Raw genomic sequence first — 23,799 nt, 5'->3', positions numbered from 1 at the left:
TCTCAGCATCTTTCCCGTCATTCGGATGGCGATGCAGGCATGTGGGTGGACATGCGACTCTCGCGCCATCACCCGAGCCGAGTCGTACCCTCCGAAAGGCGACCTCCCGTGCGCACCCACCACAGAGCCCGCTTGCTGGCCGCGGCCTTCGCCGCCTTGACCTTGGCCGGCGGGATCGCGGGGTGTTCGCGTGCCGATCGGGGCACCGAGGTGGAACAGAAGAGCCAGGGCGCCGCGGCCGAGGTGCGCGTCGGGTACTTCCCCAACGTGACGCACGCGCCCGCGCTGATCGGCGCCAAGAACGGCTTCTTCGCCAAGGAACTCGGCTCGACGAAGCTCACCACGCAGACGTTCAACGCCGGTCCCGAAGAGGTCAACGCGCTGCTCGGCAATTCGCTCGACATCGCCTTCATCGGCTCAGGGCCCGCGATCAACGCCTTCACCAAGTCCAAGGGCGCCATCCAGCTCGTCTCCGGCGCCGTCACCGGCGGCGCGCAGCTGGTGGTGAAGCCCGAGATCACCACGCCCGAGCAGCTCAGCGGCAAGAACATCGCGACCCCGTCGCTGGCGAACACCCAGGACGTCGCGCTCAAGAAGTTCGTCGCCGAGAAGAAGCTGGCGGACGTCAAGGTCACGAACCTCGACAACCCGAAGACGTTCGACGCCTTCAAGAAGGGCGAACTCGACGGCGGCTGGCTGCCCGAGCCGTGGTCCTCGCGGCTCGTGCTGGACGCGGGCGCGAAGGTCCTGCTGGACGAGAAGAACCTGTGGCCGGAGGGCAAGTTCCCGACCACGGTCGTGATCGTCCGCAGCGAGTTCCTGCAGCAGCACCCGGAGACCGTCACCGCCATCCTCAAGGGTGAACTCGCCGCGATCGAGTGGGCGAAGACCAACCCCGCCGAGGCGAAGAAGGTGGTCAACGGAGAACTCAAGGCGCTCGCGGGCAGCACACTGAGCGAGGCCGTTCTCGACCGCGCGTTCTCCGGCATCGAACTCGGCATCGATCCGGTGGCGTCGACCTTCACCCAGCTCGCGCAGGACTCGGTGACCGCGGGCGTGGTGAAGTCCGCGGTGGACCTCAAGGGGTTCGCCGATTTCGGCCCGCTCAACGCCGTGCTCTCCGAGCAGGGCAAGCCCGGCGTGAACGCGCCCGGGCTGACGAAGTGACCGGAGGGGATCAGCGAATGACGACCACCTTGGAGCCCGGCCTGTCCACCGATGTCGCCGTGCGGCTCGACGGGGTGCGGAAGGCGTTCGGGCCGACCGGCCGCGCCGTCGTGGCCCTCGACGGGGTGGACCTGACGGTCGCGCCCGGCGAGTTCGTCTGCCTTCTCGGCGCCTCCGGTTGTGGCAAGAGCACGCTGCTGAACCTGGTCGCCGGGCTCGACCGGCCGACGGCGGGCTCGATCACGCTCGAGACCTCCCGGCCCGCGGTCATGTTCCAGGAGGCCGCGCTGATGCCGTGGCTGACCGCGGCCCGCAACGTGGAACTGCCGCTGCGGCTCGCCGGTTTCGGCCGGGCCGAGCGCCGCGAGAAGGCGGCCGAACTGCTCGAACTCGTCCGTCTCGGCGGCGCGGGCGACAAGCGGCCGCACGAGCTGTCCGGCGGGATGCGGCAGCGCGTCGCGCTCGCCAGGGCGCTGGCCGCGACCCTGCGCGTCGGCGGTGACACGGAGCAGGCGCTGCTGCTGATGGACGAGCCGTTCGCCGCACTCGACGCCATCACCCGCGACGTCCTGCAGGGTGAGCTGCTGCGCGTCTACCGCAGCACCGGCACCTCCGTGCTGTTCGTGACCCACGACGTCCGCGAGGCCGTCCGGCTGGGCCAGCGGGTCGTGCTGCTTTCGTCGCGGCCGGGCCGCGTCGTGCGGGAATGGCGCGACGTCCAGACCTCCGACGCCGAAGAGCTCACCTTGGAGATCACCGGTCACCTCCGGGAGGTGATCAGTACCCATGCCGCGGCTTGACCGCCCCGAAACCGCGGCGGAAGACGCCGACGAGGCCGTCGGCGCGGGGCTCGACTCACTCGACACCCCGACCGGGGAACGCCGGGAAAGCCGGGGGAAGCGGTTCCTGCGCGGCTTCGTGCCGCCGGTGGTCTTCCTGGCGCTGCTGGTCGCGCTGTGGCAGGCGCTGTGGGCCGCCGCGTTCTGGCCGGAGTCGATGCTGCCCGCGCCGCTCACGGTGTGGGACGAACTCGTCGGCATCACCGTCGACGGCGAGATCTTCGAATTCGTCTGGACGTCGGTGCACCGGGCCGCGCTGGGCTTCCTGATCGGCGTGGTCATCGGAACCCCGCTCGGCCTGCTGGTGGCGAAGGTCCGCATCGTGCGCGCCGCGGTCGGGCCGTTCCTGACCGGGCTGCAAAGCCTTCCGTCGGTGGCGTGGGTGCCGGCGGCGATCCTGTGGTTCGGGCTGAACGACGCCTCGATCTACTTCGTGGTGTTGCTGGGTTCGGTGCCTTCCATCGCGAACGGTCTCGTCTCGGGCATCGACCAGATCCCGCCGATCCTGCCGCGTGTCGGCCAGGTGATGGGCGCGAACCGGCTCTCGTCGGCCCGGCACATCCTGCTGCCCGCCGCGTTGCCGGGTTTCCTGGCCGGGCTCAAGCAGGGCTGGGCGTTCTCGTGGCGTTCGCTGATGGCCGCCGAGCTGATCGCGCTGTCCCCGGCGCTGGGCAAGGGGCTCGGCGCGTACCTCAACGAGGGCTCGTCGTTCAACAGCATGGAAGGCGTGATCTCGGCGATCTTCCTGATCCTGCTGGTCGGCGTCGGCATCGAACTGCTGGTGTTCCGTCCGCTGGAACGTTCGGTCCTGCGTGCCCGTGGTCTCACCGCGTCCCTTTAGGACTTTGGACAGGCTAGCCTTACCCGCATGTCTGTTCCTGGGGTGCGGGTCAAGGCGTTCCTGACCGCGCTGATGATGTCGTTGCTGGTGGCGGGTTGCGGTTCTTCGCACTCGGCCGACGAAACCCTGGTGCCGCCGGAGGCCCGCGGCACCTTCCCGGTGACCGTCGAGCACAAGTACGGGTCGACGACGGTCGAGAAGCAGCCGTCGCGGATCGTCACGCTCGGCCTGTCCGACCATGACGCCGTGCTGGCGCTCGGGATCCGGCCGGTCGGCGCCGTCGACTGGTTCAAGGAGCGGCCCTACGGGAAGTGGCCGTGGACCCAGGCGCGCTGGGGCGACAAGGCGCCGGAGATCGTCGGCGAGCGCGACGACTACAACTTCGAGAAGATCGCCGCGCTGAAGCCGGATCTGATCCTCGCCCAGTACAGCGGGATGAAGAAGGAGCAGTACGACAAGCTCACGCAGCTCGCTCCGGTCGTCGCGCAGCCGCCGAAGTACGCGGACTACGCGGCGCCGTGGCAGGAGACGACCCGGATGGTCGGCCGCGCGCTGGGGCTGCCGCGGAAAGCGGACGAGCTGATCGCCGGAATCGACAGCCGCTTCGCGCGGGCGCGGGCGGAACACCCCGAATTCGCGAAGCTGACGATGGTCGTCGCCGACACCTTCGAGGCGGGCAAGTTCTCCGCGTTCACCACGACCGACCCGAAGATGATCTTCATGACCGAGCTGGGCTTCCGGCCCTTCGAGCCGGTCAAGGCGCTGAGCAAACCGGAGAACAACGTCGTGGAGGTCACGTCGGAGCGGTTCGACCTGTTCGACGCGGACCGCCTGGTGTGGCTGAACTCCGACGTCGGCGCCGAGGCCCGGGTGCGGGCCGATCCGGTGTACCGGAAGCTGAAGGTGTCGGCGGAGAAGCGGGATCTGTTCATCACCTACGAGAATCCGCCGGTGGGCGCCGCGATCTCGTTCAACACCGTGCTGAGCATCCCGTACGCGATCGAGCAGCTGGTGCCGAAGGTGGCGGCCGTCCCCGGCTCCTGAGCGTTCACCTTCCGCGGGTGGCAAACCTACGACACCGTAAGTTACGGTGTCGTAGGTAGCGTTTTCCGTACCCTGGAAGGACGAAACGCATGGCGGTCCCCGAAACCACCCGGCTGATGCTCGAGCTCGAAGGGACGGTCGAGGAGAACCTCAACCGGCATCTCTCGGTCGCCAAGGAATGGATGCCGCACGAGTACGTGCCGTGGGACGAGGGCCGGAACTTCGCCGACCTCGGCGGCGAGGCGTGGGATCCCGGGCAGTCGCGGGTGTCGCCGATCGCGCGGACGTCCCTGGAGGTCAACCTCCTCACCGAGGACAACCTGCCGAGCTATCACCGCGAGATCGAGCGCGCCTTCGGCCGCGACGGCGCGTGGGGCACGTGGGTGCACCGCTGGACCGCCGAGGAGGGCCGCCACGGCATCTGCATCCGCGACTATCTGCTGGTGACGCGCGCGGTCGATCCGGTCGAGCTGGAGCGTATGCGGATGCAGACCATGGAGGCGGGGTACGACAGTGGCGACAAGGCGCTGCTGAACGTCTTCGCGTACGTGTCGTTCCAGGAGCTGGCGACGCGGATCTCGCACCGCAACACCGGGAAGTACACGCAGGATCCGTTGTGCGAGAAGCTGCTCGCGCGGGTCGCGATGGACGAGAACCTGCACATGCTCTTCTACCGGAACCTGGTGCAGGCGTCGCTGGAGCTTTCACCCGACGCGATGATGCGCGCCATCACCGACGAGGTCGTCCAGTTCCAGATGCCGGGCGCGGTGATCCCGAGCTTCGTGCGAAAGGCCGCGCTGATCGCGAAGGCGGGCATCTACGACCTGCGGATCCACCACGACGAGGTGATCTGGCCGTTGCTGCGGCAGTGGAAGATCTTCGAGCTCGAAGGGCTCGGCGAGGTGGGGGAGAAGGCGCGGGACGAGCTCGACCAGTTCCTGAAGGCCCTCGACACCCAGGCTTCGCGCTTCGAAGAGCGTCGCGCGGCCGCCGAAGCCCGCGCCGCCGCCCGCCACGCGTGAGCAGAGCCGTAACTCGCGTGCTCAGGGATGTGACTCGCGTGCTTGGAGACGTAACTCCGTGATCCGGCTCCAAGCACGCGAGTTACGCCTTCAAGCACGCGAGTTACGCCTTCAGGCACGCGAGTTACGGCTTCAAGCACGCGTGATCCGGCGGACGGCACGTGTGATCGGATGGACGACACGCGTGATCCGGCGGACGACACGTGTGTGTCGTCCGCCGGGACTCGCGTGAAGGGGCCGGGAGAGCTAGCGCGAGCGGCGCGAGCCGGCGCGGGTTCCCGAGGAGAACGCGGCGGCACCGCCACGGCGGGCCGGAGCACCGCCGGACTGGTTCCGCGAGGATTGCGACTTCGACGCGCCGGAGCCGCGGCGCGGCTGTGACTCGGCGGCGGCGCGGCGGCCTTGGCCGCCCTTGGGCGCGCCTTCGCGACGTCCGGTGGGCTCGGCCGCGCGACGGCCCTGGCCCGCGGAAGCGCCGCGACGGTCGCCTTCGGTACGGGGCTGACGCGAACGGCCGTCCGAGGAGCCACCGCGACGTCCGCCGGAAGCACCACGGCCACCGGCCGAGGGACCACGGCCACCGGCCGAGGGACCACGGCCACGACCACCACGGGCACCGCGCCCGCCGCGGGCCGGACGGTCCTCGTCCTCGCCCCTGGCCGGGATGGCCTCACCGGAAGCGGTGACCTTCTTCGGCCGCGTGTCCACGATCGGCCGCCGCGGCGACGCGGTGAACGAACGCTCACCGGGCGCCAGCTCCGACAGCAGCGGGTGGCCGGGGCCGAGCTGCGTCGTGGTCGGCTTGATACCGGCCTTGCGGGTGAGGTCGCGGACGTCGCCGACCTGCGCGTCGGTCATCAGCGTGACGACGGTGCCGGACGCCCCGGCCCGCGCCGTCCGGCCGGACCGGTGCAGGTACGCCTTGTGTTCGACCGGCGGGTCGGCGTGGATGACGAGCGTGACGTCGTCGACGTGGATACCGCGCGCGGCGATGTCGGTCGCGACTAGCGTCTTCGCCGCGCCGGACGCGAACGCCTCCAGGTTGCGGGTCCGCGCCGTCTGACCGAGGTTGCCGTGCAGTTCGACCGCCGGCACACCGGAGGCCATGAGCTTGCGCGTCAGCTGCTTGGCGCGGTGCTTCGTCCGGGTGAACACCAGGGTGCGGCCCGGGGCGGCGGTGAGGTCGATCAGCACCGGCAGCCGGTGGGTCTCCTCCAGATGCAGCACGTGGTGCTTCATGGTCGAGACCGGCGACTGCGCCGAGTCGACGCTGTGCGTCACCGGGTCGTGCATGAACCGCTTGACCAGCACGTCGACGCCCGCGTCGAGGGTCGCGGAGAACAGCAGCCGCTGCCCGCGCTCCGGGGTCTCGGCCATGATGCGCCGCACGTCGGGCAGGAAGCCGAGGTCGGCCATGTGGTCGGCCTCGTCCAGCACGGTGATCTCGACGTGGTCGAGTTTCGCCTCGCCCGAGCGCATGTGGTCGGCGAGGCGACCGGGGCAGGCGACGACGATGTCCACGCCGTCACGCAGGCGGGTGATCTGCGGGTTCGGGCTGACCCCGCCGAAGATCGTGGTGACCTTGAGGCCGAGCGGTTTGGCCAGCGGCAGGAACGACGCCTCGATCTGGGTCGCCAGCTCGCGCGTCGGCGCCAGGACCAGCGCGCGCGGGCGGCCGGGGCGGCGCCGCGTCGGGCCCTCGGCGAGCCGGGCGAGGACGGGCAGCACGAAGCCGTACGTCTTGCCGGAGCCGGTGCGGCCGCGGCCGAGGACGTCCCGGCCGGCCAGCGAATGCGGCAGCGTGGCGGCCTGGATCGGGAACGGGCTGGTGACGCCCTGTTCGGCGAGTGCGTCGACGAGGGTCTTGGGCAGGCCGAGTTCGGTGAAAGTAGGTGTGCTCATAAGCGTGTGGGCGCACGGGCGCCCTGGTATCTCCGTAAGAGTAGAAACGGTTGTCCTGCCCGGCGCAGACCTCGGGGGGCCGCGGCGCGTGGTCTTCGACAACGAAACGCGGCCCGAGGCAGAACTGAGCGGACCGCGTCGTCCAGTGTACTGGGTCGTGATCTCCCGGGCTACGTGATATCGCCCGCACCGGCCCGGTGATGTTCGTCGGTTCGTACGAGCCGGACCCGGCCTCGCGGTGGAACGCTGGCCTGACCGGTACGAAAGGGGACACGGGTGTCGAACGTTCAGGAACTGCAAGGGGTGCTCGACGAGGAGGCGCGTCGCGCGAGCGTCCCCGGGGCCGTGGTGGGGGTGACGTACCGGGGCGAGGAGTCGGTGTTCGCCACCGGAGTGTCCAGTGTGGACACCGGGCTCCCGGTCGATCCCGGCACGTTGTTCATGATCGGCTCCACCAGCAAGACGTTCGCCGCGGCCGCCGTCATGGCGCTGGTCGAAGACGGGACGCTGGACCTGGACCGGCCGGTCGTCGAGCACCTTCCCGATCTCCCGCTGGCGGATCCGGTGGCGCGGAAGACGGTGACCCTGCGCCATCTGCTCACGCATTCGGCCGGGTTCCTCGGCGACGTGGACTTCACCACCGGGTGGGGTGACGACGCGCTGGCCCTCGCGATCGCGCGGTTCGGCGACCTCCCGCAGAACTTCGCGCCCGGTGAGGTGTTCTCCTACTGCAACGCCGGGTTCCAGCTGGCCGGGCGGGTCGTCGAGGTGGCGACCGGCGAGGCCTTCGAGGACGTCGTGCGTGCCCGGCTGCTCGAACCGCTGGGCATGACCGAGTCGTATTACCTGCCGTGGGAGGTGCTCACGCGCCGTCACGCCGTCGGTCACGTGCTGCGTGACGGCGGGCCGGCGGTCGAGCACACCGTCGGCCTGACCCGGGCCGACAGCGCGAGCGGCGGCCTGTGGTCGACGGCGGGCGACCAGCTGAAGTGGGCGCGGTTCTTTCTCACCGGCGAGGCCGAGGGGAAACCGCCGCTCAGCGAGGCCACCCGCGACCTCATGCGCGCGCCGCAGCGCAAGGCCGCGCTGCGGTTCGAGGAGGTCGGGCTGAGCTGGCTGCACACCACCCACGGCGAGGCCCGGCTGGTCCGGCACGGCGGCAACGTGAGCAATCTGCAGCTGTCGGATTTCGTGACCTTGCCGGAGCACGATTTCGCCGTCACGGTGCTGACCAACAGCGCGGGCGGGTCCGCGCTGGGCGCCAAGATCGTCGACTGGTGCCTGGAGCACGTGGTCGGGCTGCCTCCGCTCGTGAGCCCTCCGCCTGTGGCCCAGCCGGACCTCGCCGAGTACCTGGGCCGCTACCAGACCGGTGACCTGGCGTTCGTGGTCAGCGACCGGGACGGCGCCCTCTGGGCCCAGCTGGTCGCCGAGATCGAGGACTTCCCGTCGCCTCCGCCGTTCGAGGCCGTGTTCGTCGGCGGAGACGCGATCGCCCCGGCCGCGGACACCCGCAAGCCCACCGCGCGGTTCCTGCGCGACGAGCGTGGACGGGTGACTTCGGTCGAGTTCGGTGGCCGGACGGCGAAGCGAGGCGCTACGGTTACCGGGTAGTAACTTCGGCTGACCAGGAGTGACCATGAGCGAAAAGGCGACCGCGTTGTTGCTGAACCCGGGTGGGTACGACCCCCAGCAGTTCGACCCGGAGACGCGTCGCCTGTTGCGTGCCACCATCGAGTGGTTCGAACAGCGTGGCAAACGCAAGCTCGTCGAGGACTACCACGACCGGACCTTCTACGCGGACTTCATCGAGTTCGCGGGCAAGGAAGGCCTGTTCTCGACGTTCCTCACTCCCGGCGCCAACGCCGAGGGGAATCCCGACAAGCGCTGGGACACCGCGCGGGTCGCGGCCCTGTCGGAAATCCTCGGTTTCTACGGCTTGAACTACTGGTACCCGTGGCAGGTCACCATCCTCGGCCTGGGCCCGGTGTGGCAGAGCGCGAACGAGGCCGCCCGCAAACGCGCGGCGGACTCGCTCGCGGCCGGTGGCGTCGCCGCGTTCGGACTGTCCGAAAAGGACCATGGTGCCGACATCTACTCGTCGGATCTCGTGCTCACCCCGGACGGCAAGGGCGGCTACCGCGCGAACGGGTCGAAGTACTACATCGGCAACGGAAACTGTGCGCGGACCGTGTCGGTGTTCGGCCGTATCGACGGTGTCGAGGGCCCGGACCAGTACGTGTTCTTCTACGCGGACTCGGAACACCCGAACTACCGCGTGGTGAAGAACGTCGTGCCGTCGCAGATGTACGTCGCCGAGTTCGAGCTGAACGACTACCCGGTGTCCGAAGAGGACATTCTGCACGTCGGCGCCGAAGCGTTCTCCGCGGCGCTGAACACGGTCAACATCGGCAAGTTCAACCTGTGCTTCGGCGGCATCGGGATGTCGACGCACTCGCTGTACGAGGCGATCACGCACGCGCACAACCGGGTGCTCTACGGCAAGAAGGTCACCGACTTCCCGCACGTGCGCCGGGAATTCGTGGAGGCGTACGCGCGGCTCGTCGCGATGAAGCTGTTCTCCGACCGCGCGGTGGACTACTTCCGCAGCGCGAACGCGGACGACCGCCGGTACCTGCTGTTCAACCCGATCACCAAGATGAAGGTGACCACCGAGGCGCAGAAGGTCATCGGCCTGGTCGCGGACGTGGTGGCGGCCAAGGGTTTCGAGGCCGACACCTATCTCGCGATGTCGAAGAACGACATCGACGGCCTGCCGAAGCTCGAAGGCACGGTGGCGGTGAACCTCGCGCTGATCGCGAAGTTCGTTCCCGCGTACCTGTTCGCGCCGCAGGCGTACGAGCCGGTGCCGACCCGCTCCGACGCGGCGGACGACGAGTTCCTCTTCCGCCAGGGCCCCGCGCGCGGGCTGTCCAAGGTGCGGTTCCACGACTGGCGCGAGGCCTACGCCAAGGCGTCCGCGATCCCGAACGTCGCCCGGTTCACCGAACAGGCCGAGGCTCTGGTGAAGCTGTTCACCGACGCGGCCCCGGACGAGGCGCAGCAGCAGGACCTCGACTTCGGCCTCGCGCTGACCGAGCTGTTCACGCTGGTCGTGTACGGGCAGCTGGTGCTGGAGCAGGCGGAGATCACCGGGATCGAGACCGAGGTCGTCGACCAGATCTTCGCCGTGCTGGTGCAGGACTTCAGCGTCGCGGCGATCGACCTGCACGGGAAGTCGTCCTCGACCGAGGCGCAGCAGGCGCTGGCGCTCGCTTCGATCCGGAAGCCGGTGGTCGACGCGGACCGTTTCGACCACGTGTGGTCCCTGGTCCGCGATCTCTCCGGCGCCTACGCGATGAACCCGTGAGCTGAAGGACGCTTTCCCCGCATCCGACGCGGTGAAGGGCGCTTTCCCCGCATCGCATGCGGGGAAAGCGCCCTTCAGCAGCTCTACTTGCCGAAGCCGGCCTTCCGGAGCGCGTCCGCCATGGCGCCGCCGCCACCGGAGTTCCCGCCGCGGTCCCGGCCGCCGCCACGGCCGCCCTGGCCGCCTCGGTTGCCGCCGCCCTGACGCTGGCCGCCCTGGCCGCGGTCCCGGCCGCCACCGCCGTTTTCGCGAGCGGGCTTGCCGGGCTCGTCGTCGAGGCGCAGGGTCAGCGAGATCCGCTTGCGCGGCACGTCGACCTCCAGCACCTTCACCTTGACGATGTCGCCCGGTTTCACGACCTCACGCGGGTCCTTGACGAAGTTCTTCGACAGCGCCGACACGTGCGCGAGCCCGTCCTGGTGCACGCCGACGTCGATGAACGCGCCGAACGCGGCCACGTTCGTCACGACACCTTCCAGCCGCATCCCCGGCTTGAGGTCGCCGATCTTCTCGACGCCGTCGGCGAAGGTCGCGGTCTTGAACGCGGGTCGCGGGTCGCGGCCCGGTTTGTCGAGTTCGGCGAGGATGTCGGTCACCGTGGGGAGCCCGAAGGTGTCGTCGACGAATTCCGACGGCTTCAGCGCCTGCAGTGTCCGCGTGTTGCCGATCAGCGAACGGATGTCCGTGCCGGTCGACGAAAGGATGCGCCGCACCACCGGATAGGCCTCGGGGTGCACCGAGGACGAGTCGAGCGGGTCGTCGCCGTCCGGGATGCGGAGGAAGCCCGCGCACTGCTCGAAGGCCTTCGGGCCGAGCCGCGCGACCTCCTTGAGCCCGCTGCGGGTCTTGAACGGCCCGTTCTCGTCGCGGTGCGCGACGATGTTCTCCGCCAGCGTCGTCGTGATGCCCGAGACGCGGGTCAGCAGCGGCGCCGAGGCCGTGTTGACGTCCACGCCGACGGCGTTCACGCAGTCTTCGACCACCGCGTCGAGTGAACGCGACAGCGAGATCTCCGACAGGTCGTGCTGGTACTGCCCGACGCCGATCGACTTCGGGTCGATCTTCACCAGTTCCGCCAGCGGGTCCTGCAGCCGGCGCGCGATGGAGACCGCGCCGCGTAGCGAGACGTCCATGCCCGGCAGTTCCTGCGAAGCGAACGCCGACGCGGAGTAGACCGACGCGCCCGCCTCCGAGACGACGGCCTTCGTCAGCTTCAGTTCCGGGTGCTTCTTGATCAGTTCGCCGGCGAGCTTGTCGGTCTCGCGGGACGCGGTGCCGTTGCCGATCGAGATCAGGTCCACCTTGTGCCGGGCGCACAGCGCGGCCAGTTCGGCGATGGACTGGTCCCATTTGTTCGCGGGCTGGTGCGGGTAGATCACGTGTGTGCCGACGACCTTGCCGGTCGCGTCGACGACGGCGACCTTGACGCCGGTGCGGAAGCCCGGGTCGAGGCCCATCGTGGCGCGGGTGCCCGCCGGTGCGGCGAGCAGCAGGTCGCGCAGGTTCGCGGCGAACACGCGAACGGCGTCGTCCTCGGCCGACTGGCGCAGCCGCATCCGCAGGTCGATCCCCAGGTGCAGCAGGATCTTCGTACGCCACGCCCAGCGGACGGTGTCGCCGAGCCACTTGTCGGCCGGTCGGCCTTCGTTGGCGATGCCGAACTTGTGGGCGATGCGGTTCTCGTACTCGGTCGGCCCGGTCTTCGGCTCCTCCGAAGGCTCTTCCGACTCCATCGACAGGTCGAGGATCTCCTCCTTCTCACCGCGGAACATCGCGAGGATCCGGTGTGAGGGGAGCTTGGTGTAGGGCTCGGAGAACTCGAAGTAGTCGGAGAACTTCGCGCCCTCTTCGGCCTTGCCGTCACGGACCTTCGAAGCGAGGCGGCCTTCCGCCCACATCTTCTCGCGCAGCTCGCCGATCAGGTCGGCGTCTTCGGCGAAGCGCTCGACGAGGATCGCGCGGGCGCCGTCCAGCGCGGCCTGCGCGTCCGCGACGCCCTTGTCGGCGTCGACGAACACCGCGGCGGCGGCCTGCGGGTCGGTGTTCGGGTCGCTCAGCAGCCCGTCGGCGAGCGGCTCCAGGCCGGCCTCGCGGGCGATCATCGCCTTCGTCCGCCGCTTGGGCTTGTACGGCAGGTAGATGTCTTCGAGGCGGGACTTGGTGTCCGCCGCCATGATCGACGCTTCGAGCGCCTCGTCCAGCTTGCCCTGGCTGCGGATCGACTCCAGCACCGCGACCTTGCGCTCGCCGAGTTCCCGCAGGTAGCGGAGGCGTTCTTCGAGGGTGCGGAGCTGGGTGTCGTCCAGCATCCCGGTGACCTCTTTGCGGTACCGGGCGATGAACGGCACGGTCGATCCGCCGTCCAGCAGGTCGACGGCCGCCTTGACCTGCCCTTCGCGCACGCCGAGTTCTTCGGCGATCTTCTGCTCGACTGTCTGCAGGCCCTGCACGCTCACTCCCACGCTCCTGAAATCCGCCCTCGGGTGCTCTCGGACCCTGCATTCTGCCGCTCGCGCCGAGCCGACTTTCGTATGGCCTCCCCTAACCGAACCCTTGACAGTTGTATTGGTCTGTACCATTTTGATGTGGCCCCGACCGCACCCGTTCGTGGAGGCCAGTGTGAAAGTGAAGCCGAAACACGCGTTCCTCGCCCTGCTGTCGTCACTGGCCGTGTGCCTGGGGGTGACTTTCGCGGTCTCGGGCAACGCCTCGGCCGCCAACATCCTGACCAATCCGGGCTTCGAACTCGGGACCACGAGCGGCTGGACCTGCTCCGGCGCGTCCTCCGTGGTCACCACGCCGGTCCACTCGGGCAGCCGCGCGCTCAGCGCCACCCCGGCCGGACAGGACAACGCCCGCTGCTCGCAGAGCGTGCCGGTCAAGGCCAACACCGCGTACACGCTTTCGGCGTGGGTGCAGGGCAGCTACACCTACCTCGGTGTCACCGGCACCGGGACGGGTGACAAGAACACCTGGACCCCGGGCGGCGGCAGCTGGTCGCAGCTCTCGCTGAGCTTCACCACCGGCGCGTCCACCAGCAGCGTCGAGATCTACCTGCACGGCTGGTACGGCCAGCCGGCGTACTTCGCCGACGACGTGAACCTCGACGGCCCGGGCGGCTCACCCACCACGACGCCGACCACGCCGACGACGTCCACGAGCCCGACGACCACCACGTCGAACCCGCCGACCACCACGACCAGCACCCCGCCCACCGGGAACCTGCCGAAGCACGTGATCACCGGCTACTGGCAGAACTTCTACAACGGCGCGAAGGCGCTCAAGCTCGCCGACGTCCCGACGAAGTACAACATCATCGCGGTGTCCTTCGCCGACGCGACGGCCACGCCGGGCGCGGTCAGCTTCACCCTCGACTCCGGTCTGTCGAGCCAGCTCGGCGGCTACACCGACGCGCAGTTCAAGGCCGACATCAAGACGGCGCAGGCGCGCGGGCAGAAGGTCATCCTGTCCGTCGGCGGTGAGAAGGGCACGATCCGCGTCGATTCCTCGGCCGCGGCGACGAACTTCTCCAACAGCATGAAGTCGCTCATCGCGACCTACGGTTTCGACGGCGTCGACATCGACCTGGAGAACGGCGTCAACGCGACCTACATGGCGCAGGCGCTGCGCAGCATCCACGCGGCGGGCGGCTCGATCATCACCATGGCGCCGCAGACGATCGACATGCAGAGCCCGTCGGCGGAGTACTTCAAGCTGGCGCTGAACGTCAAGGACATCCTGACCATCGTCAACATGCAGTACTACAACAGCGGCACGATGCTCGGCTGCGACCAGAAGGTCTACTCGCAGGGCACGGTCGACTTCCTCACCGCGCTGGCCTGCATCCAGCTGCAGAGCGGCCTGCGGGCCGACCAGGTCGGTCTCGGCCTGCCCGCGTCGGGCTCGGCTGCCGGTGGCGGCTACCAGGCGCCCGGCAACACGGTCAACGCGCTGAACTGCCTGGCGAAGGGCACGAACTGCGGCTCGTTCAAGCCCTCGACGACGTACCCGGCGATCCGGGGCGCGATGACCTGGTCGATCAACTGGGACGCCTCGCAGGGCTACGCGTGGTCGAACACGGTGAGCGCGGGCCTGGCCGGCCTCCCGTGATGATCCGCTAGACCGGGGCGGGGCACCGTCGTCGCGCGGGCGACGGTGCCCCGCCCTTTCCATGTCAGAGCGGAGTGAGCGGCAACCGCAACGCCGTAGGGGCCTCCGGTGGGACGACAGGCTTCAGCGGTGCGACGGGGGACAGGCGCCGGTAACCCGAGCCGAGCGGCGGTCTTGGATCCTCCTCGCCCTTGTTGGGCCACAACGACATCGCGCGTTCCGCCTGCGCGGTGATGGTCAGCGACGGGTTCACGCCGAGATTCGCCGAGATCGCCGAGCCGTCGGCGACATGCAGCCCGGGATACCCGTGCACCCGCTGGTACGGGTCGACGACGCCGGTCTCGGCGCTGTCACCGATCGCGCAGCCACCGATGAAATGCCCGGTGACCGGGATGTTCGCCAGATCCGTCCACGCGCCCTGCGCCAGCCCACCGATCTTGTCCGCCACCCGCCGGGTGACCTCGTGTCCGGCCGGGATCCACTCGGGATTCGGGTCGCCGATGCCCTGTTTCGTGGTCATCCTGCGGCCGAAGAGCCCGCGTTTCGTGTAGGTGGTCACGGAATTGTTCAGCGTCTGCATCACCAGCAGCCCGACCATCCGTTCGGACCAGCGCCGCGGATTGTGCAGCCGCACCAGGTTCCGCCGGTGCCGCCACAGCTCGCGGACGCCCAGCGCCCACCGCCGTTTGCCCGGCTCGGCGTCGACGAGCACCGTCGCGAGCAGCCCCATGGCGTTGCTGCCCTTGCCGTAGCGCACCGGTTCGACGTGCGTGACGGCGTCGGGATGGATCGACGACGTGATCGCGACGCCGCGGGTGAAGTCCGTGTCCTTCCGCAGCGAGCGCGCGGCGAGCACGGCCTCGGAGTTCGTCCTGGCGAGCAGGCCGAGACGCGGAGACAGGTTCGGCAGCGTTCCCGAGTCCTTCAACGAATGCAGAAGCCGTTGTGTGCCTAGCGAAGCGGCGGCGAATACCACCTCGGAGGCGGTGAAGGTCTGCTTGCGCTTGCGCATCCACCGTCCTGTTCGGACGGTGTCGACGGCGTAACCGCCATCGATCGGCCGGACCGACACCGCGGTGGTCAGCGGATGGACCTCCGCACCCGCCTTCTCCGCCAGATACAGGTAGTTCTTGACGGTCGTGTTCTTCGCGCCGACCCGGCAGCCGGTCATGCACTCGCCGCAGTGCGTGCACGGCTTCCGCAGCGGGCCTTCGCCGCCGAAGAACGGGTCGACGTCGCGCGCGCCGAAGTGGACGCCGACCGGGGTCGGCCGGTAGGTGTCCGCGATGCCCATGTCCTCGGCGACTTCGCGCAGCACGCGGTCGGCCGGGGTGACCAGCGGGTTCTCCACCACGCCCAGCATCCGCTTCGCCTGGTCGTAATGCGGGGCGAGTTCGGCCTTCCAGTCGGTGATGTGCGCCCACTGCGGATCCCGGTAGAAGGTGTCCGGCGGTTCGTAGAGCGTGTTCGCGTAGACGAGCGACCCGCCTCCGACGCCCGCGCCGCTCAGCACGAACGTGTTCTTCAGCAGGGTCAGCCGCTGGATGCCGTAACAGCCCAGTTTCGGTGCCCACAGGTATTTCCGCAGCCGCCACGAGGTCTTCGCGAACTCGTCGTCGGCGAACCGGCGCCCGGTCTCCAGCACGCCGACGCGATAGCCCTTCTCGGTGAGCCGCAACGCCGTCACGCTGCCCCCGAAACCGGAGCCGATCACCAGCACGTCGTAGTTCATCGCGGTCCCGCCGTCCGGTAGTCGCCGAGGTCGAGCGTCTTCGTCCGGCGGTCGTATTCGGTGACCAGACCGGGCCAGTTCGTGCTCACGCGGCCGTTCTCCTGGCGGTACCAGCTGGCGCAGGCTGTCCAGACGCTCTTGCCCAGCCGACGCTGGATCTCCTCGTCGTACCGTTGCTCGACCTCCGGGACCACGTCCATATAGGACACTCCGGGTTTGGCGAGATGCTCGACGGCCTGGCGGATGTAGCGGGCCTGCCGTTCGATCATGTAGATGATGGAGCCGGCGCCGAGGTTGGTGTTGGGGCCGTAGACGCAGAACAGGTTCGGGAAACCCGGCACGGTCATGCCGAGGTACGCCCGCGCGCCGCCCTTCCACGCGTCCGACAAAGCCTTTCCGCCGAGACCCTCCACCTTCAGCTCGCCGAGGAAGTCGGTCGCCGCGAAACCGGTCCCGTAGACGATGACGTCGGCCTCGTGCTCGACACCGTCCTCGGTGCGTACTCCGGACGGCGTGATCGCGCTGATACGCCGCGTCTCCACGGCGACGTTGTGCTGAGCCAGCGCGGGCAGGTAGTCGTTGGTGAACAGGATCCGTTTGCAGCCCAGCGGGTAGTCCGGGGTGAGCTTCGCGCGCAGCGCCGGGTCCTTGATGTGGCGGCGGCGCAGCTGGGCCGTCCGCAGTTCGAAGACCTTGGCCAGCACCGGATGTTTCGTCATCGCGTAGGTCGCGTACTCGGCGAGCAGGAAGATCCGGAGCCTGCCGAGCAGCTGGGTGGCGGGGAGATGCCGGAACAGCCGCTGCTGCCAGCGCCGGTAGCGGGTGTCCCGTTTCGCCATGATGTACGGCGCGGTGCGCTGGAACACCGTCAGCTCGCCCGCCTGGCGCTGGAGTTCGGGTACGAACTGGATCGCGCTCGCACCGGTGCCGATCACCGCGACCTTCTTGCCGCGCAGGTCGACGTCGTGATCCCAGCGCGCGGAGTGGAAACTGGCGCCCTCGAAGGTCTCCTGGCCGGGGATGTCCGGCTGGACCGGCCGGGAAAGCTGGCCGACGGCGGGGACGAAGACGTTCGCTTCGTACGTCTCGCCGCCCGCGGTCTCCACCCGCCAGAGCCCGCGTTCCTCGTCGAAGGACGCAGAGGTGACGCGGACGCCGAACCGGATATGCGGTTCGAGCCCGTAGCGACGCACCACCCGTTTGAGGTACTCGTGGATATCCGGTTGCAGCGAGAACCGCTTCGGCCAGTCGGGATTGGGCTCGTAGGAGAACGAGTACAGCGGCGACGGGATGTCGCAGCCCGCGCCGGGGTACGTGTTCTCACGCCAGACGCCGCCGGGTTCGTCCGCGCTCTCCAGGATGGTGAAGTCGTCGAACCCGGCGCGTTTGAGCTCGATCGCCGTTCCGACCCCGCCGAAGCCCGTCCCTACGATCAGCACGCTGGTATCGCCCATGCCGATCGAAGTTACCCAGCGGTCACCCTCGGTGGAAGTGCACGAGCGGCCACTCAATCGAGATTTTCGGCCACGATCTCCACCGAATGGCTTTCGGCCTGGGGATGCGCCCAGGCCAGCAGCCGGTGCGCGGAACTCTCCAGCGTGTCCAGATCGCGTTTCGGGACGCGCTCGAACGGCGTGATCACCACCGAAGCCGCCTTCTTCACGGTCTTGATCTCCCAGAAGCCCTTCACCAGGCCGCCGACCAGGATGGTGCCCTTGACCAGGCCGTTCTGGGTGATGACGACCTTGCGGTACTCGTCGCTGATCACCCGCGTGCGGTCGGCGTAGGACAGCACGGTCTGGTCGAACGGGCCCAGCAGCCGCGCGGGCGCGGGAGTGTCCGGATCGGGACGAGGGGCTTCGGGCAGGTCGAAGAGTTCGCGGCCGTTCTCGTCACGGAACGTCCGCAGCTCCGGCCGCAGCCGCTCGGCGACGTCGCCGAGTTTCGTGATCCCGGCCCACGCCTGCGCGTCCTGCACACTGGCGGGCCCGAACGCGGCCAGATAGCGCCGAAACATCGCCTCCGCCGAGGGAGCGGTGTCCGGTTCGGCGCCCAGCCAGTCGCCGGTGGTCTGATACGTCGGCTGTCCGGACTTGCCCCAGACGCCGCGCGGCGGGATCTGCACCAGCGGCAGCAACGCCCGCGCGACGTGCACCAGCGACGACGGCGCCACGCCTTCCCAGTGCTTCGCCAGTTCCGCGCCGAGGCTCGCCGACGAAAGCGGCCGCTCGCCCAGCAGCTTGCGGGCGGTGCGGGCGATCTCCTGGTGGTCGAGGCCCTTGATATCGGGGCCGTGCTGGGTGTTGCCGAGCACCGAGCGGTCGTAGAGCGGCTGCACGATGGGGCGCCACGCGAGCGCGTCCGATGGCGTGACCAGATGCACCGTGCCGCGCATGAGCGCGATGCGCACGACGCTCTTGTCCAGCAGGAGGCTCGCCAGGTCTTCCTGGCGGAAGCCGTGCAGCCGGGTCCACAGCGCGAAGTACGGCGGGTTCGGCGCCTGCGCCTGCAAGCCGGCCAGATGATCGACCGCTTCGAGCGCGGTCATCTTCGAACGCCGGAGCAGCAACTGCCGGTCCAGCATGGCGCGGTTCAGCGCGCGCCTGCTCAACGTGTCGGACATACCGCTCACCCTAAAGGGGATCAAGGACAGTTACGGTCCTCAATGGGCCGATCGTCGCCCGGGGATCCATAATCCCGGCCATGGAACTACCGCCGCCGGTGATCCGGGACTGGGACTACCCGCGCGGCACGGCGAGCATCGTGCTCATGGCCCGCTTCGCCGCCGAGAACGGTGTCGAGGGGCTGGAGTCCTACGAACACGCCCCCGTGGACGGCCAGGTCGACGCGCGTCAGGAACTCGCGGTCGTCCGGGCGCTGGTCCGCGGGCTTGGCGGCGAGGACGCCGTCGCGCTGCGGCTGAGCAGGCGATACCGCGTCAGCGCGTTCGGCATCTTCGGCTTCGCGTGCATCAGCAGCCCGACGCTGGGGGACGCGATGCGTTTCGCCCTGCGCTACCTGGACCTGAGCTTCACGTTCTGCATCCCGCACGTGACCGTCGAGGCCGGACGGCTCGCGCTCGCCATGGACGACAGCCGCGTGCCCGGCGACGTCGCCCGCTTCCTGCTGCTGCGCGACCTCGGCGCCATCCACACCGTCATGCGCGACATCCTGCCGGACATCTCCTTGCGCTCCTTGGCCTTCCGGCACGACAAACCCTCCACAGTGGACGAATATGTGCGGACCTTCGGGCTGGTGCCGTCGTTCTCCGCTCCGTCGCAGCTCGCCACCCTGGATCCGCTCTTCCTCGACAAACCCCTGCCGCAGGCCAACGATCAGACCGTCGCGGTCTGTGCCGCGCAATGCGAGCTGCTGGTGTCGCGGAAACGGGAACGGTCCGGGATCGCCCAGCAGGTCCGGGAAAGACTGGTGCGGCTCGGCGGGGTCGACGCGGGGATGGAAGAGGTCGCGCGGCAGCTCGCCCTCAGCCCGCGGACCCTGCGGCGACGGCTGTTCGAGGCCGGGACCGGCTACCGGGCCCTGCTCGACGAGGTCCGCCAGGCGCTGGCGGAGGAGATGCTCGACACCGGCGCGCTCACCGTGGAGGACGTCGCGCTGCGGCTGGGCTACGCCGAAGCGTCGAGCTTCATCTACGCCTTCAAACGCTGGAAGGGGATGACTCCGGCGGCCTATGCCCGGCGGAACGCGTTGCGAGCACGGCCGGGTAGGTGACCCGCAGCAGGTGCAGGATCGACTCGGTGAGGAACACCCGCAGCTCCTCCCGGCCGAGCGTGCCGCGGATCAGCCATTCGCGGGAGGCCGCGCGCAGCATCCCGCCGTACGAACGGATCATCGCGCGGAGTTCTTCGCGACCCTCGGTGACGTCGCTCATCAACGCGGCCGCGAGCACGCGATCGGCGGCGATCTCATCGGCCTCCAGCATGATCCGCTCGATCTCCGGGTCGCGGCCCACCGCCTCCGGGCCGATCGCCGTCAGCCACGCCTGCTCGTTGCGCTCGACGACCTCGATCCAATGCCGGACGCTGATCGCGAGCCGCTCTTCGGCGGTCGTTTCCGGCAGGTTCTCGATGACCGGCGCCGGGACGATCATCATCTGCCGGACGACTTCCAGGTACAGCTCCCGTTTGCCGCCGAAGTAGTGGTTGATCAGCGGCCGGGCCACCCCGGCGGCCTTCGCGATGTCCGAGGTCGAAACCGAGGCGTACGTGCCCTCGCCGAAGAGCCGCCGGGCCGCGGTCAGGATCTCGGCGCGCCGGGCGGCCGGTTCGAGGCGGCGCCGCCGGGCCTCCGGATCGGTGCTCATGGGCCGAGCGTAACCGTTTCAAAGGGAAGCTTGGACGGGATACCAGTCTCGCAGAACACCGTCTCTCCGCTGTTCACCGCGTGCAACGCCGCGTTGATCCGCCGATGGAGAGTCGCTTTCACCCGGTGTTCCGCCTCGGCTGGCGAGTACAGCCCGACCGACCGGACTTCGGCGTCTGTCGACTTGATCGCGCGTACTTCTTCTTCAGTGATCAAGCCGCCGTCGAAGATGAACGCCAAGCCCTCCGGCATGACCCCCTGCGTAGGGATGTGGTCGATCACCAGCAACGCGCCGAGGGGGCGGGTGATGCCCAGCTCTTCCTGGAGTTCGCGTATCGCGGTCGCCCATGGCGTTTCCTCCGCCTCGACCGCGCCACCGGGGATCTCCCACTCGGGTTTGTATGTGGTCTCCACCAGCAGTACCCGCGACCGGTCGTCGCGGAGAAGTACGCCGGCCGCGGTGCGTTTCCTGTTGAGAGAAGCCACGTAGTCGCCGAAGGGGAGGAGTTCCACGATTTCGGAGGTTACCGCGCTTGTCGTCCAGGTGCGGACGTCAGAGAGCGAACTCCTCCGGATCGGTGCTCATGGGCCGAGCGTAACCGTTTCACGTGACCGCCTGCCGTTATCCATTCGGAACAACCCGCCGGTAACCCCTGGGGCCCGCATGGCGACGTTCGGGCGGGGGGACCGGACGTCATGGGTAGGGACGAATGGCCAGTGCTGAGCGCGATCCGGTTCGCCGCACCGGGCGGTGGGTCAGTGTGCGGCTGCAGCATCGTGACGTCCGTGTCCAGGACGAATGCGTTTCCTACGCCGGGATCGTGATCACGAGTTTCGAGAACGGAGCCGAGGTCTGCGAACGCTGGATCCCGCTCGGGGTGGATCCGTCGGAGGCCGACGACGAACAGCTCATCCAGCAGCTGCGCGACGCGCTGGTCTGGCAGGCGCGGCGGCCCCCGAAGGGCTGAAGGACGCTTTCACCGCATGTGACGCGGTGAAGGGCGCTTTCACTGCATCACATGCGGTGAAAGCGTCCTTCAGCATCACTGGGTCCGCAGGCCGTCGAAGGCGATCTTGCACACCGCGTCCGCCAGCTCCGTCCCGGCCGAACCCCGGCGCGGCCGGTACCACTCGATCAGCGAGTTCACCATGCCGTACAGCAGCCGCGCGGTGACGGCGGGATCGATGTCGGGCCGCACGTCGCCCTCGGTTTCGGCCTGTTTCACCAGTTCCGTCACCAGCCGGTCGAATTCGCGCCGCCGCGCGAGCGCCGCCCGCTCGATCTTGGTGTTGCCGCGCACCCGCAGCAGCAGGGTGACGAACGGCAGCTGGTCGACCAGTACCAGGACACTGCCCCGCACCAGATGCTCCAGCTTTTCGATCGCCTTGCCCTCGAAGGACTCCGTCTCGGCGGCGACGGCGAACAGGCCGTTCAGCGCGCGGTCGACGGCGAGGCGCAGCAGCTCCTCCTTGCTCGGCACGTGGTGGTAGATCGCGGATTTCGTGATGCCGAGCTTGCGGGAAAGGTCCTCCATGCTGGTGCCGTCGTAGCCACGCTCGTTGAACAGTTTGACCGCGACCTGAAGCAGCGACTCGAGGTCGTAACCGGGGCGCCCCCGGCGGGCGGGGGTGCTCAAGCGCGCTCCCGTTCGTCGAGGACGCGGCGCATCTTGCCCAGCGAGCGTTCCAGCGTGTCCGGGTCGACGACCTCGACGCCGACGCTCACGCCGACCCCGTCCTTCACCCCGGCGATCAGCCGGGCGGCGGCCTCGGCGCGCTGCTCGGCGGTCGCGTCCGGACGCGCTTCGACACGGACGGTCAGGTGGTCCATCCGGCCCTTCGTGGACCGGATCAGCTGGAAATGCGGCGTGAGCGCGGGGGTCACCAGCACGACTTCCTCGATCTGCGTGGGGAAGACGTTGACGCCACGCAGGATGATCATGTCATCGCTGCGTCCGGTCACCTTCTCCATCCGCCGGTACGCCGGCCGCGCGGTGCCCGGCAGCAGCCGGGTGAGGTCGCGCGTGCGGTACCGGATGATCGGCAGCGCCTGTTTGGTGAGCGAGGTGAACAGCAGCTCACCCTCGGCGTCGGTGGGTTTCTCGGTGAACGGGTCGATCACCTCGGGGAAGAAGTGGTCCTCCCAGATGTGCAGCCCGTCCTTGGTCTCGACGCATTCCTGCGCGACGCCGGGGCCCATCACCTCGGACAGGCCGTAGATGTCGACGGCGTCGATGCCGACGCGTTCCTCGATCTCCGCGCGCATCTGCTCGGTCCACGGCTCGGCGCCGAAGATGCCGACCTTGAGCGAACTCGTCTGCGGGTCGATGCCCTGCCGTTCGAACTCGTCGAGCAGCGTCAGCATGTACGAGGGGGTGACCATGATGATCTCGGGTTTGAAGTCGGTGATGATCTGCACCTGGCGCGCGGTCATGCCGCCGGACGCCGGGATCACCGTGCAGCCGAGCTTTTCGGCGCCGTAGTGCGCGCCGAGCCCGCCGGTGAACAGGCCGTATCCGTAGGCGACGTGGACCTTGTCGCCCGGCCGCCCGCCCGCGGCGCGGATCGAGCGCGCCATCACCGTCGCCCAGGTGTCGATGTCCTCGGACGTGTAGCCGACGACGGTCGGTTTCCCGGTGGTCCCGCTGGACGCGTGGATGCGGCTGACCTGCGACTCCGGTACGGCGAACATGCCGAACGGGTAGTTGTCGCGCAGGTCCTGTTTGGTGGTGAAGGGGAACTTCGCCAGATCTTCCAGCACCTTGCAGTCGTCCGGGTGAACGCCGGCTTCGTCGAACTTCCGGGTGTAGAACGGCACGTTGTCGTACGCGTGCCGCAGCGTCCACTGGAGGCGCTTCAGTTGCAGCGCCTGCAGCTCGTCGATGGTCAGGTTCTCGGCGTCGTCGCTGAAGGCGTTCATCGTGATGCTTTCTGGATGGTGCGGCTGCGGCCGCGGAATTCGGCGACGACCTCCGGCCCGTCGGGGGTCTCCCGGTGCACGGTGACGTCGTAGATGCCGTTGCGGCCGTAGCGGGTCCGCTCGGTGGCGGTGGCGATGAGGTGGTCGCCGAGTTTGCCGGCGGCGACGAAGGAGATCTCCGCGCCGGACGCGACGGTCACCGGGCCGTGGCTGTTGCAGGCGCAGGCGAAGGTCGTGTCGGCCAGCAGGAAGACGTAGCCGCCGTGGGCGATGTCGTGGCCGTTCACCATCGTCTCGGTGATCCGCATGGTGGCGACGGCGTGGCCTTCGGCGGCCTCGATCAGCTCGATGCCCAGCGCCTTCGACGCCTGGTCGTCGGCGAACATCGTGTGCGCGGCGTTAGTCAAGCCAGACCACCTTGTTACTGACCGAATGGACGGTTGTTAAAGGGTGTCGCAAGTAAAGGCGCGCTTTCGGGCAGATGTCAAGGGTCCACCGCCATCGGGGGGTTTGCAAGACCCGGGTCACG

20 protein-coding genes are annotated in these 23,799 nt (G+C 68.7%); 10 read left to right on the top strand and 10 right to left on the bottom strand.

Annotated elements, in window-relative coordinates; all coding sequences use genetic code 11:
- Positions 1–108 precede the first annotated feature (108 nt).
- The 5 genes from MJQ72_RS32890 to MJQ72_RS32870 all read left to right on the top strand — a co-directional run bounded on the left by MJQ72_RS32890 (position 109) and on the right by MJQ72_RS32870 (position 4,913).
- Positions 109–1,167, top strand: coding sequence for an ABC transporter substrate-binding protein (locus MJQ72_RS32890; protein WP_240594904.1), 1,059 nt, complete (start codon positions 109–111; stop codon positions 1,165–1,167).
- 17 nt (positions 1,168–1,184) lie between these two features.
- The gene (locus MJQ72_RS32885) at positions 1,185–1,967 is read left to right on the top strand and encodes an ABC transporter ATP-binding protein (protein ID WP_240594902.1); all 783 of its coding nucleotides are present in this window, start codon (positions 1,185–1,187) and stop codon (positions 1,965–1,967) included.
- A complete protein-coding gene (locus MJQ72_RS32880; RefSeq protein WP_240594901.1) occupies positions 1,954–2,847 on the top strand; it encodes an ABC transporter permease in 894 nt (297 codons plus the stop codon). The genes MJQ72_RS32885 and MJQ72_RS32880 overlap by 14 nt, the downstream gene beginning before the upstream one ends.
- A gap of 27 nt (positions 2,848–2,874) precedes the next feature.
- Positions 2,875–3,891 (top strand): iron-siderophore ABC transporter substrate-binding protein, encoded by a 1,017-nt coding sequence (locus tag MJQ72_RS32875; RefSeq protein ID WP_240594900.1) that lies wholly within the window; start codon positions 2,875–2,877, stop codon positions 3,889–3,891.
- Positions 3,892–3,980: 89 nt separating this feature from the next.
- On the top strand, positions 3,981–4,913 hold the full coding sequence (locus tag MJQ72_RS32870; RefSeq protein WP_240594899.1) for an acyl-ACP desaturase: 933 nt from the start codon (positions 3,981–3,983) through the stop codon (positions 4,911–4,913).
- A gap of 246 nt (positions 4,914–5,159) precedes the next feature.
- Here MJQ72_RS32870 and MJQ72_RS32865 read toward each other — a convergent pair whose 3' ends face one another.
- Positions 5,160–6,815 carry a DEAD/DEAH box helicase gene (locus MJQ72_RS32865; protein ID WP_240594898.1) on the bottom strand — a complete coding sequence of 552 codons (1,656 nt, stop codon included), beginning with the start codon at positions 6,813–6,815 and terminating at the stop codon, positions 5,160–5,162.
- A gap of 276 nt (positions 6,816–7,091) precedes the next feature.
- Between MJQ72_RS32865 and MJQ72_RS32860 the strand changes: the two genes are divergently transcribed.
- Positions 7,092–8,429, top strand: coding sequence for a serine hydrolase (locus MJQ72_RS32860; RefSeq protein WP_240594896.1), 1,338 nt, complete (start codon positions 7,092–7,094; stop codon positions 8,427–8,429).
- Between the two features lie 25 nt (positions 8,430–8,454).
- Positions 8,455–10,185, top strand: coding sequence for an acyl-CoA dehydrogenase (locus MJQ72_RS32855; protein ID WP_240594895.1), 1,731 nt, complete (start codon positions 8,455–8,457; stop codon positions 10,183–10,185).
- Between the two features lie 83 nt (positions 10,186–10,268).
- Here the strand turns inward: MJQ72_RS32855 and MJQ72_RS32850 are convergent, their stop codons facing one another.
- Positions 10,269–12,641, bottom strand: a complete 2,373-nt coding sequence (locus MJQ72_RS32850; protein ID WP_240594893.1) for a Tex family protein — start codon at positions 12,639–12,641, stop codon at positions 10,269–10,271.
- Between the two features lie 163 nt (positions 12,642–12,804).
- Between MJQ72_RS32850 and MJQ72_RS32845 the strand changes: the two genes are divergently transcribed.
- The gene (locus MJQ72_RS32845) at positions 12,805–14,295 is read left to right on the top strand and encodes a chitinase (RefSeq protein WP_240594892.1); all 1,491 of its coding nucleotides are present in this window, start codon (positions 12,805–12,807) and stop codon (positions 14,293–14,295) included.
- Between the two features lie 64 nt (positions 14,296–14,359).
- On the opposite strand, the gene MJQ72_RS32840 is transcribed toward MJQ72_RS32845, so the two are convergent.
- From MJQ72_RS32840 to MJQ72_RS32830, 3 genes are read right to left on the bottom strand one after another with little or no spacing between them, the layout of a single operon-like run.
- On the bottom strand, positions 14,360–16,027 hold the full coding sequence (locus tag MJQ72_RS32840; protein ID WP_240594890.1) for a GMC oxidoreductase: 1,668 nt from the start codon (positions 16,025–16,027) through the stop codon (positions 14,360–14,362).
- Entirely contained in the window at positions 16,024–17,481 is a 1,458-nt protein-coding gene (locus MJQ72_RS32835; protein ID WP_240594889.1) for an NAD(P)/FAD-dependent oxidoreductase, read from the bottom strand. The genes MJQ72_RS32840 and MJQ72_RS32835 overlap by 4 nt, the downstream gene beginning before the upstream one ends.
- A gap of 53 nt (positions 17,482–17,534) precedes the next feature.
- Positions 17,535–18,650, bottom strand: coding sequence for a winged helix DNA-binding domain-containing protein (locus MJQ72_RS32830; RefSeq protein ID WP_240594888.1), 1,116 nt, complete (start codon positions 18,648–18,650; stop codon positions 17,535–17,537).
- An 80-nt stretch (positions 18,651–18,730) separates the two neighbouring features.
- Here MJQ72_RS32830 and MJQ72_RS32825 point away from each other — a divergent pair, with 80 nt between their 5' ends.
- The gene (locus MJQ72_RS32825; protein ID WP_240594886.1) at positions 18,731–19,759 is read left to right on the top strand and encodes an AraC family transcriptional regulator; all 1,029 of its coding nucleotides are present in this window, start codon (positions 18,731–18,733) and stop codon (positions 19,757–19,759) included.
- Here the strand turns inward: MJQ72_RS32825 and MJQ72_RS32820 are convergent.
- Together MJQ72_RS32820 and MJQ72_RS32815 are read right to left on the bottom strand one after the other, a co-directional pair.
- Positions 19,686–20,351 carry a TetR/AcrR family transcriptional regulator gene (locus MJQ72_RS32820; protein ID WP_240594885.1) on the bottom strand — a complete coding sequence of 222 codons (666 nt, stop codon included), beginning with the start codon at positions 20,349–20,351 and terminating at the stop codon, positions 19,686–19,688. The genes MJQ72_RS32825 and MJQ72_RS32820 overlap by 74 nt on opposite strands.
- Positions 20,348–20,863 (bottom strand): NUDIX hydrolase, encoded by a 516-nt coding sequence (locus MJQ72_RS32815; RefSeq protein WP_240594884.1) that lies wholly within the window; start codon positions 20,861–20,863, stop codon positions 20,348–20,350. The genes MJQ72_RS32820 and MJQ72_RS32815 overlap by 4 nt, the downstream gene beginning before the upstream one ends.
- A 197-nt stretch (positions 20,864–21,060) precedes the next feature.
- Here MJQ72_RS32815 and MJQ72_RS32810 point away from each other — a divergent pair, with 197 nt between their 5' ends.
- Positions 21,061–21,318, top strand: a complete 258-nt coding sequence (locus tag MJQ72_RS32810) for a hypothetical protein (RefSeq protein WP_240594883.1) — start codon at positions 21,061–21,063, stop codon at positions 21,316–21,318.
- A gap of 75 nt (positions 21,319–21,393) precedes the next feature.
- On the opposite strand, the gene MJQ72_RS32805 is transcribed toward MJQ72_RS32810, so the two are convergent.
- From MJQ72_RS32805 to paaI, 3 genes are read right to left on the bottom strand one after another with little or no spacing between them, the layout of a single operon-like run.
- Positions 21,394–21,987, bottom strand: coding sequence for a TetR/AcrR family transcriptional regulator (locus MJQ72_RS32805; RefSeq protein WP_034323145.1), 594 nt, complete (start codon positions 21,985–21,987; stop codon positions 21,394–21,396).
- Complete coding sequence (paaK, locus tag MJQ72_RS32800) at positions 21,984–23,270, bottom strand: phenylacetate--CoA ligase PaaK (protein WP_240594882.1); 1,287 nt, start codon at positions 23,268–23,270, stop codon at positions 21,984–21,986. Before paaK ends, MJQ72_RS32805 begins: the two co-directional genes overlap by 4 nt.
- The gene (gene paaI / locus MJQ72_RS32795; RefSeq protein ID WP_240601476.1) at positions 23,267–23,656 is read right to left on the bottom strand and encodes a hydroxyphenylacetyl-CoA thioesterase PaaI; all 390 of its coding nucleotides are present in this window, start codon (positions 23,654–23,656) and stop codon (positions 23,267–23,269) included. The genes paaK and paaI overlap by 4 nt, the downstream gene beginning before the upstream one ends.
- Positions 23,657–23,799 lie beyond the last annotated feature (143 nt).

Source organism: Amycolatopsis sp. EV170708-02-1 (assembly GCF_022479115.1).
Lineage (GTDB): Bacteria > Actinomycetota > Actinomycetes > Mycobacteriales > Pseudonocardiaceae > Amycolatopsis.
This window is presented reverse-complemented; position numbering and strand designations above follow the sequence as displayed.

What these genes read in the sequence shown, in the direction of transcription:
- MJQ72_RS32870 (WP_240594899.1), top strand. Translation starts at nt 3,981, where the DNA reads ATGGCGGTCCCCGAAACCACCCGGCTGATGCTCGAGCTCGAAGGGACG.
- MJQ72_RS32820 (WP_240594885.1), bottom strand. Translation starts at nt 20,351, where the DNA reads ATGAGCACCGATCCGGAGGCCCGGCGGCGCCGCCTCGAACCGGCCGCC.
- MJQ72_RS32875 (WP_240594900.1), top strand. Translation starts at nt 2,875, where the DNA reads ATGTCTGTTCCTGGGGTGCGGGTCAAGGCGTTCCTGACCGCGCTGATG.
- MJQ72_RS32880 (WP_240594901.1), top strand. Translation starts at nt 1,954, where the DNA reads ATGCCGCGGCTTGACCGCCCCGAAACCGCGGCGGAAGACGCCGACGAG.
- MJQ72_RS32825 (WP_240594886.1), top strand. Translation starts at nt 18,731, where the DNA reads ATGGAACTACCGCCGCCGGTGATCCGGGACTGGGACTACCCGCGCGGC.
- paaK (WP_240594882.1), bottom strand. Translation starts at nt 23,270, where the DNA reads ATGAACGCCTTCAGCGACGACGCCGAGAACCTGACCATCGACGAGCTG.
- MJQ72_RS32810 (WP_240594883.1), top strand. Translation starts at nt 21,061, where the DNA reads ATGGCCAGTGCTGAGCGCGATCCGGTTCGCCGCACCGGGCGGTGGGTC.
- MJQ72_RS32840 (WP_240594890.1), bottom strand. Translation starts at nt 16,027, where the DNA reads ATGAACTACGACGTGCTGGTGATCGGCTCCGGTTTCGGGGGCAGCGTG.
- MJQ72_RS32830 (WP_240594888.1), bottom strand. Translation starts at nt 18,650, where the DNA reads ATGTCCGACACGTTGAGCAGGCGCGCGCTGAACCGCGCCATGCTGGAC.
- MJQ72_RS32835 (WP_240594889.1), bottom strand. Translation starts at nt 17,481, where the DNA reads ATGGGCGATACCAGCGTGCTGATCGTAGGGACGGGCTTCGGCGGGGTC.
- MJQ72_RS32865 (WP_240594898.1), bottom strand. Translation starts at nt 6,815, where the DNA reads ATGAGCACACCTACTTTCACCGAACTCGGCCTGCCCAAGACCCTCGTC.
- MJQ72_RS32885 (WP_240594902.1), top strand. Translation starts at nt 1,185, where the DNA reads ATGACGACCACCTTGGAGCCCGGCCTGTCCACCGATGTCGCCGTGCGG.
- paaI (WP_240601476.1), bottom strand. Translation starts at nt 23,656, where the DNA reads ATGTTCGCCGACGACCAGGCGTCGAAGGCGCTGGGCATCGAGCTGATC.
- MJQ72_RS32855 (WP_240594895.1), top strand. Translation starts at nt 8,455, where the DNA reads ATGAGCGAAAAGGCGACCGCGTTGTTGCTGAACCCGGGTGGGTACGAC.